The following is a 13,941-nucleotide window of genomic DNA, read 5'->3' on the forward strand; positions in this document are numbered from 1 at the left end:
AACCTTTCCCAAGCCCGATGGCCATCGCCCTTGGGAAAGGCGGGTCTTGCGACCCACCTTGTTAACGTTGACGATTGACGACTATCAGTTCAGCTCGGTGACGCGGCTGGTGCGCTTGCCGTCGAAGCTGGTGGTACGCAGCCAGACCTTGCCATTGACGGTCGGCTTGGCCGCGGCGTCATAAGCGGTCCAGGTGGTGCCGTCCAGGCTGTACTGGATGGGCAGACCCGGCAGATCCACGTTCGCTTCCAGCTTGCCGTTCACCACTTTGGCGCCCGGCACTGAGAGGCGGTATTCAACACCGGCCTGATCCAGCTTCGGCAGCACGCGCTGACCCAGCAGGTTGGCGAACTGGTTCCACTCCTTGTTCAGGGTGGCCTTGTTGACGTGCTTGGAGGTACCGGAGAACTCGCGGCCCTTCACGTAATCCAGCTCGAAGCCGCCCTTGTGCCAGGCACGCTCGGCCACGGAGAAGATCCGCGGGTAGACCATGTACTCGTACTGGGCGTCGGTGCGTACGGTTTCGCTCCACTGCTGACCGGAGATCCCCTTGAACTTGACCGGATCCTGGTCACCCTTGGCCACGAAGGCGTTGCCGTCGCGGTCAACCGAGGTCTCGGCGTTCTGCGGCAGGTTTTCCGGGGCGAAGGCGAACACCTTGCGGGTGTCGTTGAAGCGGGTCGCCCAGTAGTAGCCACGCTCGGCCGGGTGTACCTCGTTCGGGAAGTCGAAGTAGAGGTAGTCGGGGTTGGAGAGCACCACGTCATAGCCCTTGTGCGCCCACTTCATCGCCTCGTTGAAGCCACCCCAGTAGAGGGTTTCCCAGAAGTTGACCCGGGTCTTGTCGGTGGCGAACACGCTGGCGTCCGTGGCGTACTTCAGACCATCTTCCCACGCCTGCAGGGTGGAGAAGCCGTGGCCCTTGACCATCTCGCTCACTTCCTTGGCGAAATGAACAGGCAGCTCGGCCACGTCCTTGATCTTGCCATCGTCGATCATCTTCTGGCACATCGGGGACTTGCCGAACGGCTTGTCCTGCTTGCTGGAGTCGACGTTGCCCTTCCAGGCGACCAGATCGGCTTTCTGGGTGACGGCCGGATCCTGATAGCCGCCGCCCTGCATGATGTTCTTCGCCTCGTCACCACCGTAGTGCCAGGCGGTCAGAGGCTGACCGGCGGCCTGGTGCATCTGGGCCACTTCATCCATCACCTTGGCCACGAAGGTGGCAGCACCCGGCTGGCAGGGGTTGATGAAGGACATCTTGTCGTAGAACTGCACAGAGGTGACGTTGGAGGTGTCATCCGGGTCAGTCAGACGGAACTGGTTCGCTTCCGCTTCCTTGCCTTCCGCCAGCAGACGCTTGTAGCGCGCCTCCATGGAGACCACGGCGGCACGGGCGTGAGCCGGCATGTTGATCTCGGGGATCACGGTCACGCCGCGGGCCTTGGCGTAACGCACCAGGTCGATGTAGTCGGACTTGCTGTAGAAGCCGGAGCCCATGTTGTCGCTGGTCGGGCCTGAGCCGAGCTGCGGCATCAGGCACTGGGTCTCGGAGAGATCGTGGCAACGCTGGCTGCCGACGTCGGTCAGCTCCGGCAGGCCCGGGATCTCGATGCGCCAGCCTTCATCGTTGGTCAGGCCAAGGTGCAGCACGTTGAGCTTCATGGCAGACATCTGGTCAACCAGCTTCTTCATGGTCTCAGTGCTTCTGAAGTGGCGGGCCACGTCGGTCTGCATGCCGCGGTATTCGAAGCGCGGTGCATCCTCGACGCTCATCTGGCTCACCAGCTTGTCGTTGACCCCCAAGAGGGAGATCAGGGACTGGGCGCCCCAGAAGGCCCCGTCGATGTCATGACCCTGCACCACTGTGCCTTTGGCGCCTATGGTCATGTCATAGCCTTCGGCCTGCTTGAGCTTGCTGCCGAGCTTGATGGTGACCGGGTAGCCGGTGTCGGAGAGGGTAACACCCAGCTTGGTCAGTTGAGCCTTGATGGCCTCGGCGCGATCGCTTGGCAGGTCCAGGGCATTGAGCTTGATGGTGGAGAAATCGACCTGGGGACCGGCCTTGACCACCTGTTTCATCGGGGTCGGCAGGATCTGGTCGTCAATCTTGCCGGCAGGCAGCAGGGTGCTGGTCTGGTTGGCGGCAAAACGGGTCTCGCTGTTCATCAGGATGTTGTTGTCATCCTTGGTGCGCTTCCAGCCGTCGGCCGGCATCGGCTTCTCATAGGTGGTGGCATCGTCGATGTTGCTCATGCTGGCCAGCACTTTCGGCTCGGCCCCTTCACTGGCGACATACCAGTTCGGCATGATGTCAGATTCGAACAATACCCAGTACTCCACCACCAGGGGCACTTCGACCGTGGCGTCCTTGGCAAAGCCCTGGAACTTCTCGGTTGGCGTCAAACGATAGAGGTCGCCGGTCAGGTGGGTGATGGTGAACTGGTCGTTGTCCACCCGCTGGATGCGGCGGATGGAGGAGACATAGATGCTCCAGTCCTTGGAGGTGACGTCGGCACCGGTATTGGTCAGGTGCAGCTTGGCAACACCACAGCTCGCCCACTCGGAGCCCAGGGCCTGGCAGTCGAGGCCGGCGCCGGCACCGTCATTGGTGACGACTTCGTACTTGACGACCAGATTGCTGGCGAGGGAATCGACCACGGCTTGCTTGGCGGCATCGGCTGCCTGCACTTGGCTGACGAAAACGGTAGACATGGCAATGGCTAACAGAGAATGTTTCAAGTTCATAACTGCTGCTCTCATTTGAAGTAAAGGTTGGATTTTCTTGGCTTTTTTTATATGGGGCCCCGGGAACGGGGCCCTTAGTTATGTCAACAATGGACTTAGACTTGAGGTGAGCGAGTCGCTCGATTAACGCAGGGCTTTCATCTCACCGGCGATGATTTCGGCCAAGGGGCCCAGAATCACCTGCAGGTTCTGCTCACCGAGCTTGACCACACCGGCCGCGCCCAGGGCTTTGAGCTTGCGCTCATCGACGATGCTGCGATCTTTCAGGGTCAGACGCAGACGGGTGATGCAGGCATCTATGGTCACCAGGTTGTCCTGGCCACCCAGCACTTCCAGATACTGGCGAGCCAGCTCGGTGCGGTCGGTGGTCTGAGCCTGTACCGGCACGGCTTCGTCATCTTCACGACCCGGGGTTTTCAGGTTGAACTTGACGATAACGGCACGGAAGATGGCGTAGTAGAGACCGAAGAACACCAGGCCTTGTACCAGCAGCATGTACCACTGGGTCGCCAGCGGGTTGCGGCTGGAGAGCACCATATCCACCAGACCGGCACTGAAACCGAAACCGGCGATCCAGTGCATGCTGGAGGCGATGAACACGGACAGGCCGGTCAGCAGGGCGTGGATGACATAGAGCACAGGCGCCACGAACATGAAGGAGAACTCGAGCGGCTCGGTCACCCCGGTGAAGAAGGCGGCAAAGGCGGCTGCGATCATGATGGAGGCAACTTTCTCTTTGTGCTCTTTCTTCGCGCTGTGGTAGATGGCCAGTGCCGCACCCGGCAGACCGAACATCATGATGGGGAAGAAGCCAGCCTGGTACATGCCGGTCACGCCCACGACAGCCTTGCCGGCGTCGATGGAGGATTGGCCACCCAGGAAGTTCGGGATGTCGTTGATGCCGGCCACGTCGAACCAGAACACCGAGTTCAGGGCGTGGTGCAGACCGACCGGGATCAGCAGACGGTTGAAGAAGGCGTAGATGCCGGCACCGGTGGAGCCCATGCTGACGATGGATTCACCGAAGTTCACCAGGCCACCATAGATAACCGGCCAGACGGCCATCAGGATGAAGGAGACAACGATCATGACAACGGAGGTCACGATCGGCACCAGACGACGGCCGGAGAAGAAGGCCAGCGCCTTGTGCAGCTCGACGCTGCTGAAGCGGTTGTACAGCTCAGCCGCGATGACACCGCAGAGGATGCCGACGAACTGGTTGCTGATCTTGGCAAAGGCTGCCGGCACCTGGTCGGCCGGGATACCCTTGATCTGGGCAACGGCGCCCGGGCTCAGCAATGTGGTGACCACCAGGAAGCCGACCAGACCGGCCAGCGCGGCGGAACCGTCTTTATCCTTGGACATGCCATAGGCGACACCCACGGCAAACAGCACGGGCATGCTGTCGATGATGGCGGCACCCGCCTTGATCAGGAAAGCTGCGACCGGACTTCCACCGCCCCAGCCGTTCGGGTCAATCCAATAGCCAATCCCCATCAGGATCGCTGCGGCAGGCAATACCGCTACCGGCACCATCAGGGCACGGCCGATCTTTTGCAAATAACCGAGAATGTTCACGGTTCCTCTCCTTAGTTGATGTTTTTCTAGAAATTAAGTGCTTATCACGTTCGACGCATAAGCCATCAAGGCTTGATTGGCAGTCTATGTGTTTTATTTCGCTGCGCAAATTAATAAACCAGCTTTCGTGATCATTATCACTCAACAGAGATAAAGGTAGCGGATAGATGTGGCTTAGTTCGCAATCTTTATTTACGCTATAAAACAACTTGAATCCGTGTTTGGTCCCTTGCCGTCAATCCTGTGCGGCAACCGTACTGAGGTATATAAAATGCGCCTGATCCCGTTGAAGTCTGCCAGCCAGGTGGGTCTCTGGTCTGCCCGTTACATCGTTGACCGCATCAATGCGTTCAAACCGACAGCCGACCGCCCCTTCGTGCTGGGCCTGCCCACCGGCGGCACGCCGCTGACGACCTACAAGCGCCTGATCGAGCTGCACAAGGCCGGCGAGGTGAGCTTCCAGCACGTGGTGACCTTCAACATGGATGAGTACGTGGGCCTGCCCAAGGAGCACCCGGAGAGCTACCACAGCTTCATGTACAACAACTTCTTCAATCACGTCGACATTCGCCCGGAAAACATCAACATCCTCAACGGCAATGCCGAGGATCTGGTGGCCGAGTGCAAGCGCTACGAAGACAAGATCAAGTCCTACGGCAGGATCAACCTCTTCATGGGCGGCGTCGGCAACGACGGCCACATCGCCTTCAACGAGCCGGCCTCTTCCCTGGCCTCCCGTACCCGGGTCAAGACCCTGACCGAGGACACCCGCATCGCCAACTCCCGCTTCTTCGGTGGCGACATGGAGCAGGTGCCCAAGCTGGCGCTGACCGTGGGCGTGGGCACCCTGATGGATGCCGAAGAGATCATGATCCTGGTGACAGGCCACGCCAAGGCCCTGGCCCTGCAGGCCGCGGTGGAAGGCTGCGTCAACCACATGTGGACCATCTCCACCCTGCAACTGCATCCCAAGGGCATGATGGTGTGCGACGAGCCCTCCACCATGGAGCTGAAAGTCAAGACGGTCCGTTACTTCCAGCAGTTGGAAGCCGCCAACATCGACCGCCTGTAAGGAGCCGTCATGTACGCACTGACTAATTGCACCCTCTATACCGGCAGCTGCGTGCTGACCGGCCACGGCGTACTGATCGAAGGCGACAAGATTGTCGCCATCTCCCACCTGGCCGAACTGCCAGCGGGCATTGAGCAGATTGATCTCAAGGGCGCCAACCTCAGCGCCGGCTTCATCGACGTCCAGCTCAATGGCTGCGGTGGCGTCATGTTCAACGGTCACATCACCACCCAGACCCTGGCCACCATGCAGGCGGCCAATCTCAAGTCCGGTACCACCAGCTTCCTGCCGACCCTGATCACCAGTCCGGATGCCGACATGAAGCTGGCAGTGGCGGTGACCCGCGACTACATGGCCGCCCATCCGAACGAGGTGCTGGGGGTCCATCTGGAAGGGCCCTACACCAACCTCAAGCGCAAGGGCATACACCCGGCCGAGCAGATCCGTCAGCCCGTCGACGAGATGATCGATTTCTTCTGCGCCAACAGCGACGCCATCGCCAAGATCACCCTGGCGCCGGAGCGCAACAAGCCGGAGCACATCCGTCGCCTGGTGGAGGCCGGCATCCTGGTCTCCGCCGGTCACACCGCTGCCAGCTATGACCAGGCCATGGCCGGGTTTGACAACGGCATGCGCTTTGCCACCCACCTCTACAACGCCATGACCCCGACCCTCAACGGTCGCGAGCCTGGCGTGGTGGGCGCCATCTATGATCGCAAGGATGTCTATGCCGGTGTCATCGTCGACGGTCACCACGTGCACTGGGCCAACGTGCGCCTGGCACACAGGATCCTCGGCGAGAAACTGGTGCTGGTCACCGATGCCACCGCAGCGGCCGGTGCACCGGAAGGCTTTGAGCAGTTTGATTTTTGTGGCGCAACCGTCTATTTCCGCGATGGTCAGTGCGTCGATGAGAATGGTACACTCGGCGGCTCCGCCCTCACCATGATTGAAGGGGTGGAGAATCTGGTCAAACAGGTCGGATTACCGCTCGATGAAGCACTGAGAATGGCCACCCTTTACCCCGCTCGCGCCATTGGATGGGACTCACGTCTCGGTAGTATCCAGGTCGGAAAAATTGCCAACCTCACCGTCTTTGATCAGGCCTTCACGGTCTGCGGGACCGTGGTTAACGGACACTACACAACACAGTGACACTATGACTGGCGGACAAATAGCAAACGTAGATCTTATCAAGCAGGTGAACAGTGCCGTCGTCTATCGACTCATTGACCTGCAGGGGCCCATCTCGCGGGTCAAAATTGCCGAGTTGAGTCAGCTGGCCCCGGCCAGCGTGACCAAGATAACCCGGCAACTGATCGAGCATGGGCTGATCAGGGAGACGTCACCCCAGGCGTCAACCGGTGGACGACGCGCCATCTCCCTGACCACCATCAAGCATCGCTTTCAGTTTGTCTCCGCCAAGCTTGGCCGCGGCTATCTGCAGCTCTCCCTGTATGACCTCGACGGCAAGGAGCTCGATCAGCACATCACCCAGGTGACAGAGATAGAGCAACAGCCCGTGGTCGACATGCTGCTGCGGGAAATTGGCGCCTTCATCGACGCCAATACCGAGCGCAGCCGCAACCTCATCAGCATCGCACTCACCATGCCGGGTCTGGTCAACCCGGAATCCGGTATGGTCATCTACACCCCCACCTACCAGATCCGCAACCTGGGGCTCGCCAAGCTGCTGGAGCACCATTTCAATCTCCCCTGCTACGTGGGCAACGACACCCGTTCCCTGGCGCTGGCCGAACACTTCTTCGGCGAGTCCCGCGACTGCATGGACTCCATCCTGGTGAGCGTGCACCAGGGCACCGGCTCCGGCATCATCACCAAGGGGCAGGTATTCCTCGGTCATAACCGCAACGTCGGCGAGATAGGCCACATCCAGGTCGAACCCCTCGGCAAGCGCTGCCACTGCGGCAACTTCGGCTGCCTCGAAACGATCGCCTCCAATGAGGCCATCGTCGACAAGGTGAAGGAGCTCATCAGCCGCGGCCACCTGAGCTCGCTGCAGGAGAAGCACATCACCATCCAGGAGGTGTGCAAGGCTGCCGTGGCCGGTGACGAACTGGCCCGCAGCGTGATCGAGAACGTGGGAGAACACCTGGGCCGGGCCATCGCCATCACGGTCAACCTGTTCAACCCCCAGAAGGTGCTGATCGCCGGCGAAATCACCGCCGCCGAAGAGATACTGATCCCGGCCATCCGTCGCTGCGTCGAGCACCAGTCCCTGCCAAGCTTCCACCGTGGCCTGCCCATCGTAAAGGCACGCTTCCAGAACCAGCCCACCATAGGCGGCTTCGCCCTGGTGAAGCGCTCCCTGCTGGAAGGGGATCTGCTGCAGATCATCATGGAGCAGAAGTAAAGGTCCAAGCCTTGAGATACAAAAACGGCAGCCAGTGGCTGCCGTTTTTTATTGATGGATGCTTCGAGCGTAGGTTCGATTAGCCGCGTAGCGGCGTAATCGGACGCGGTGGCTTACCCCGCCCTACAGGGCTTGAACAGGTCAAGCTTGCCGTCATAGACCTGAGTCTGCACGTCCATGATACCGAGCATGGTGCGGGGCAACAGGTTGTCGCGTTCGGTTAGCCTGACTCACCCCGCCCTACAGGGCTTGAACAGATCGAGCTTGCCGTCATAGACCTGGGTCTGCACGTCCATGATACCGAGCATGGAGTGGAACAGGTTGTCGTGGGAGAAGCGCTTGCTGCCCGCCTCCTGGCGCAGGCAATCCTGATTGAGCCCGCGATCCCGCTGCAATTGGGGAGAGAGCCAGGTCAGCAGGGGCACCCGGGTCTGATCGTCCGGGGCGAACTTGTAGGGGGTGCCGTGCAGATAGAGCCCCAGCGCCCCCAGGGATTCCCCGTGATCCGACAGGTAGACCAGCCCCACGTTGTACTGGCTCTCCAGGGTCTTGAGCTTGGCGATAAGCTGGGACAGCACCTTGTCGGTGTAGCGGATGGTGTTGTCATAGGTGTTGACCAGCTCCTCGTTGCTGCAGTTCTCGATGTCGCTGCGCGGGCAGTCCGGCAGGAAGACGCGATCCCCGGCCGGGTAGCGGCGATAGTAGGTCGGGCCATGGCTGCCCATCAGGTGGAAGGCCACCAGCTTGCTGCCCTGCTTGCCCTTCATCCCGGCGATCTGCCGATCCAGCCCCTGCAGCAAGACCTCGTCATAGCAGGAGTCCCCTTCACAGTATTGGGGGAAGGCCTTGGGCTCGATCTCCAGGGTGGGCACGTTATTGCACACCCCCTTGCAGCCGCCGTCGTTCTCCTTCCACAGCACAGAGACACCGGCGTGTTGCAGCACGTCCAGCAGGCCGTCCCTGGACTTGGCCAGGGTCTCGTCATAGCCACGGCGCGTGAGGTTGGAGAACATGCAGGGCACCGAGACTGCGGTGGCGGTGCCACAGGAGCGCACGTCCCTGAAGGAGACGAGATCCGGCTCCTTCATGGTGAAGCCGTTGGTCTGCTTCTGGTAGCCGTTGAGGGAGTAGTTCTGGCTGCGGGCCGTCTCCCCCACCACCAGGAACATCAGGGTCGGCTTGCCGCCCTTGTCCACCACCCTGGCATCTGTGCCTATCGGCTGATAAGGGACAGGGGTGGCGAAGAGAATATCCCTGGCGTAGCGATAGAGACCGCGCACGTAGTTGGAGGGGACTATCTCTTTGACGATGGTATGGTTGTTGCGCCCGACCGAGGCGTAGTCCTGGTAATAGAGGGCGGCGACGCCGACCAGGAACAGCAGGGAGAGGGCGATCCCCGCCAGACGCATGCCCAGCCCCTTGTACCAGGGGGTTGGGTATTCGATCTTCAGCCACAAGAGGCCAAGCACCGGCAGCACGGCGGTCAGCAGGAACCAGAGCACCACTGAACCATTGAGGTAGGAGCTTGCCTCCCCGCTGTTGGTTTCGAGTATGTTCTGCACCATGCCCACATCGAAGATGATGCCGTATTTGAGCATGGCGTAGCTGACCAGGGAGGCGGTGACGATCAGGAAGGTGAAGAAGGGCTTGAGCAGATAGCGGAAGGTGAACGGCAGGAAGACCGCATTGAGGGCGGCGACCAGCACCAGGGGGATAGAGAGGGCAAACCCCGCCTTGACGTGCTCGAGGGCGCTGAGAATACGGTAAAAGTGCAGGAAAATGGGCCAGTTGAACACCAGTGCAAACAGCAGCACCAGCAACAGATTGACCTTCATCACTCCCAGAGTGAGGCGCATAAGAAGACTCCGACAAACCAGTGATCTGGAGACCCTGCATGGGGGCTCCGTTGTGGGCATCCCTGTCACCCGTCTCTCTTCCCGAGCAGACAACGCGGTGATGGGCACAGCGGCCCGGATGCAATTTGATCCTAGAAAGGCAAACTTAAGCGGGCATTAAGGGAGGCAAAGCGAGGGAAATGGGGCCAGAGGAGAGTCAGTAAGATAAAAAAACGGCAGCCTTAGGCTGCCGTCTGGTATTTATCCCCGGTCAGGGGCGGTGCGATCAGATCAGAGCAGCGCGGCCACTTCGTCGGAGATGGAGCCGTTGTGGTAGACCTCCTGAACGTCGTCCAGGTCTTCCAGCATGTCGATCAGACGCATCAGCTTGGGGGCGGTGTCGGCGTCCAGCTCGGCCTCGGTGGAGGCGATCATGGTCACTTCGGCACTCTGGGGCTTGAAGCCGGCGGCTTCCAGGCCATCCAGCACTGTGCCGAAATCATTCGGGGTGGTGTAGACCTCGATGGAGCCATCCTCTTCGGTGACAACATCATCGGCGCCCGCTTCCAGGGCCGCGTCCATCAGGGCATCTTCGTCCACGCCCACGAAGGTCAGCAGACCCTTCTTGCTGAACAGGTAGGCCACAGAGCCGTCGGTGCCCAGGTTGCCGCCGCACTTGCTGAAGGCGTGACGCACTTCGGCCACGGTACGGTTACGGTTGTCGGTCAGGCACTCCACCATGACGGCGGAGCCCGCCGGGCCGTAACCTTCATAAACGATGGTCTCGAGCTGCTCGCCATCGCCACCACCGGCGCCGCGCTGGATGGCACGGTTGATGGTGTCACGGGTCATGTTGCCGGTCAGGGCAGCCGCTACCGCCGCGCGCAGGCGCGGGTTGTTGGCGGGATCAGCATCACCGAGGCGAGCCGAGGTGGTGATTTCGCGGATCAGCTTGGTGAAGATCTTGCCACGCTTGGCGTCTTGCGCCGCCTTGCGGTGTTTGATGTTGGCCCATTTGCTGTGACCTGCCATAAAAACTCTCCGTTATAATTTTGAAATCAATGGGATACGGGTCGCATGGCGACCCGTTCTTCAATCTTCTCAGGCGTCAGCCTTGGCATCGGCCTTGGCAACGGTGGCGATGGCCAGCTCGGTCAGCTGGGCCTGGTTGGCGAAGCTGGGAGCATCCGTCATCAGGCAGGCCGCTGCCGTGGTTTTCGGGAAGGCGATCACGTCCCGGATGTTGTCGGTACCGGTCAGCAGCATGCTGAGGCGGTCCAGACCGAACGCCAGACCGGCGTGGGGCGGGGTACCGTACTTCAGGGCATCCAGCAGGAAGCCGAACTTCAGGCGCTGCTCGTCCGGGGTGATCCCCAGGATGTCGAACACGGTGGACTGCATCTCGCTGTTGTGGATACGCACAGAACCGCCGCCCACTTCGTAGCCGTTGATCACCATGTCGTAGGCGTTGGCATAGGCACTCACCGGGTTGGCTTTCAGCTCGGCCGGGCCCAGGTTGCTCGGGGCGGTGAAGGGGTGGTGCATGGCAGCCAGGCCACCTTCGCCATCTTCCTCGAACATGGGGAAGTCGATGACCCAGAGCGGCTTCCAGACGTTCTCCACCAGACCCAGATCGCGGCCCACCTTCAGGCGCAGGGCGCCCATGGCGTCGCACACCACCTTCTTGCTGTCGGCGCCGAAGAAGAGGATGTCGCCGTCGGCGGCGCCGGTACGGGCCAGGATCTCGCGCACTATCTCGTCGGACAGGAACTTGGCCACCGGGGACTGCACGCCCTCGAGGCCGTTGGCGGCGGCGTTGACCTTCATCCAGGCCAGGCCCTTGGCGCCGTAGATGCCGACAAACTTGGTGTACTCGTCGATCTGCTTGCGAGAGAGCTCGGCGCCGCCCGGGACTTTCAAGGCAGCCACGCGGCCTTTGGGGTCGTTGGCGGGGCCGGCGAACACGGCAAACTCAACGGCGGTCAGCAGGTCTGCCACATCCACCAGCTCCATGGGCAGGCGCAGGTCCGGCTTGTCGGAGCCGAAGCGACGCATGGCCTCGTCGAAGGTCATGATGGGGAAATCGCCCAGATCCACGTTCAGGATGTGCATCCAGAGTTTGCGGATCATCTCTTCCATGATTTCACGCACCTGGGGCGCAGTCATGAAGGAGGTCTCCACGTCAATCTGGGTGAATTCCGGCTGACGGTCGGCACGCAGATCCTCGTCGCGGAAGCACTTGACGATCTGGTAGTAGCGATCGAAGCCGGACATCATCAGCAACTGCTTGAACAGCTGCGGGGACTGCGGCAGGGCGTAGAACTTGCCCTTGTGCACCCGGCTCGGCACCAGGTAGTCACGGGCCCCTTCCGGGGTCGCCTTGGTCAGCATGGGGGTCTCGATGTCGAGGAAGCCCTGCTCGTCCATGAAGCGACGCACGAAGGCGCTGGCCTTGGCACGGGTCTTCAGGTACTTGGCCATCTCGGGGCGACGCAGGTCCAGATAGCGATACTTGAGGCTGACCTCTTCGCTGTTGACCTGGTTGAAGTCCAGCGGCAGCGGCTCGGCACGGTTGATGATGGTGAGCTCGTGGGCGAACACTTCGATGGCACCTGTGGCCATGTCGCTGTTGCGCTGGGAGTCCGGACGGGTACGCACCACACCGGTCACCTGGATGCAGAACTCGCCGCGCAGCTCGGAGGCCAGGGCGAAGGCGTCCGGCTTGTCCGGGTCGAAGAAGACTTGCACGATCCCTTCCCGGTCGCGCATGTCGATAAAGATGAGGCCGCCGAGATCGCGACGACGGTGGACCCAACCGCACAATGTAATGGTCTGCCCGGCATGGGCCTCATTGACCTGTCCGCAATAGATAGAGCGCATGGACTTCTTCCTTCGAAATGGTAGAGAGACGGTTCACCTTGGGTCGCCGGGCACGACTGGCAAGCACCGTCTGTCTCACAGCTGGCCAGATCCTGGTTCTTACCCGGTTTGAAATCAGTCTCATATCATCCGGCTCCCCGAGCCGGATACTTGCCGCCAATGCCGGCTCGCGCCGAGTGGCCCCTTGAGGGGTCGACGCGCGAGGCGAGAACATCGGCAAGCGTCGTTGTCTGGCAACCTTGTGACCCCGGTCATCGCCACCTTAGGCGCACAACCCCGTGAGTCACAACGATTTGGCAAACAAAAGGGCTGGCATTATAGAGGAAAACCCCCATTTGGGTAAAATGGCCCGCAGCCTCCTTTGCCCTGTTTTTTGTTGTCCTGGCGCAAAAAGGGGAGCAAAACAGCATAAATCCGCAGACAGGAACCAACATGAGCCTCTATTTGGGTCTGCCCCAGTGGTCACACCCGGCCTGGCCCGGCAAGCTGCTGGGGGTGGGCGCCAAGCCTGCCGAACACCTCGCCCACTATGCCCGGGTGTTCAATACGGTGGAGGGCAACACCACCTTCTACGCCTCCCCCACCCCGGAAACGGTGCGCCGCTGGGCCGATGCGGTGCCCGACCACTTTCGCTTCAGCTTCAAGTTCCCGCAGGCCATCAGCCACCAGAGCGATCTGGTGAGCGCCGACAAGCAGGTGACGGACTTCATCCGCCTGCTGGCGCCCCTGCACGACAAGCTGGGGCTGCTCAAGCTGCAACTGCCCGCCCGCTTCGGCCCCGCCGGCCTGCCGCGCCTCGCCGCCTTCTTCGAGGGCTTGCCGCAGGATTTCACCTATGCCCTCGAGGTGCGCCACCCCGACTTCTTCGCCAAGGGGGAGGCAGAGCGCGCCCTCAACCGGCTGCTGATGGACAAAGGCATCAACCGCATCATGCTCGACAGCCGACCGCTCTTCTCGGTGCCCGCCAGCCTCGCCGCAAAAAATGCGGCCCTCGTCGATGCCCAGGGCAAGAAGCCGAGGCTGCCGGTGCACCTGCTCGCCACGGCCAACAGTCCTGTGGTGCGCCTCATCGGCCTTCCTCATCCCGAGGACAATCACCCCTTTTTGCCCTCATGGTTGCCCCATTGGAAACAATGGTTGGCAGAGGGGAAGGATCTCTACCTCTTTATCCATACCGCCGACAATGCCCGGGCCCCCGAAATGGCCCGTCAGGTCAGTCGGCTGCTCGGTCAGGAGATGGCCCCCTGGCCGGGGGAAAACGATCGCGCGCGCCAGGGCCTGCTGCCCTTTTAGCCGCTCCCTTCCCTGCCCCTGTTTCACCGCTAAAAAAAGCCGTTTTTTTGTGGCCCCACGGGGCTCGGCGTCAAGACAAACGCCCACCTTTCCTCTACACTACCGCCCCAAGTAAGGACCCGGACGCCCGCCATTGCATAGTGTTGCAGGCGACCGTCCGG

The 13,941-nt window shown here is 61.0% G+C and carries 9 protein-coding genes; 4 read left to right on the top strand and 5 right to left on the bottom strand.

Annotated elements, in window-relative coordinates:
- Positions 1–84: 84 nt before the first annotated feature.
- Positions 85–2,748, bottom strand: coding sequence for a beta-N-acetylhexosaminidase (locus tag ACF2JD_RS02590; protein ID WP_408857173.1), 2,664 nt, complete (start codon positions 2,746–2,748; stop codon positions 85–87).
- 123 nt (positions 2,749–2,871) lie between these two features.
- Positions 2,872–4,326: an N-acetylglucosamine-specific PTS transporter subunit IIBC gene (nagE, locus tag ACF2JD_RS02595; RefSeq protein ID WP_106887386.1), complete on the bottom strand. Its 1,455-nt coding sequence runs from the start codon at positions 4,324–4,326 to the stop codon at positions 2,872–2,874.
- A gap of 271 nt (positions 4,327–4,597) precedes the next feature.
- Here nagE and nagB point away from each other — a divergent pair, with 271 nt between their 5' ends.
- The 3 genes from nagB to nagC are packed head-to-tail and all read left to right on the top strand — an operon-like array spanning position 4,598 to position 7,772.
- On the top strand, positions 4,598–5,398 hold the full coding sequence (gene nagB, locus ACF2JD_RS02600; RefSeq protein ID WP_163148582.1) for a glucosamine-6-phosphate deaminase: 801 nt from the start codon (positions 4,598–4,600) through the stop codon (positions 5,396–5,398).
- Between the two features lie 9 nt (positions 5,399–5,407).
- Entirely contained in the window at positions 5,408–6,553 is a 1,146-nt protein-coding gene (nagA, locus tag ACF2JD_RS02605; RefSeq protein ID WP_440986693.1) for an N-acetylglucosamine-6-phosphate deacetylase, read from the top strand.
- A 4-nt stretch (positions 6,554–6,557) separates the two neighbouring features.
- Entirely contained in the window at positions 6,558–7,772 is a 1,215-nt protein-coding gene (gene nagC, locus ACF2JD_RS02610; protein ID WP_162519201.1) for a DNA-binding transcriptional regulator NagC, read from the top strand.
- A 230-nt stretch (positions 7,773–8,002) separates the two neighbouring features.
- On the opposite strand, the gene ACF2JD_RS02615 is transcribed toward nagC, so the two are convergent.
- The 3 genes from ACF2JD_RS02615 to aspS form a co-directional block, all read right to left on the bottom strand.
- Positions 8,003–9,628, bottom strand: a complete 1,626-nt coding sequence (locus tag ACF2JD_RS02615) for a phosphoethanolamine transferase (RefSeq protein WP_395948742.1) — start codon at positions 9,626–9,628, stop codon at positions 8,003–8,005.
- Positions 9,629–9,898: 270 nt separating this feature from the next.
- Entirely contained in the window at positions 9,899–10,639 is a 741-nt protein-coding gene (locus tag ACF2JD_RS02620; protein ID WP_005325689.1) for a YebC/PmpR family DNA-binding transcriptional regulator, read from the bottom strand.
- A gap of 69 nt (positions 10,640–10,708) precedes the next feature.
- On the bottom strand, positions 10,709–12,487 hold the full coding sequence (gene aspS, locus ACF2JD_RS02625) for an aspartate--tRNA ligase (RefSeq protein ID WP_106887390.1): 1,779 nt from the start codon (positions 12,485–12,487) through the stop codon (positions 10,709–10,711).
- Positions 12,488–12,919: 432 nt separating this feature from the next.
- Here aspS and ACF2JD_RS02630 point away from each other — a divergent pair, with 432 nt between their 5' ends.
- A complete protein-coding gene (locus ACF2JD_RS02630; RefSeq protein ID WP_440986694.1) occupies positions 12,920–13,780 on the top strand; it encodes a DUF72 domain-containing protein in 861 nt (286 codons plus the stop codon).
- The last annotated feature ends 161 nt before the right edge of the window (positions 13,781–13,941 follow it).

This window comes from Aeromonas ichthyocola, assembly GCF_046087985.1.
GTDB classification, from domain to species: Bacteria; Pseudomonadota; Gammaproteobacteria; order Enterobacterales; family Aeromonadaceae; genus Aeromonas; species Aeromonas rivipollensis.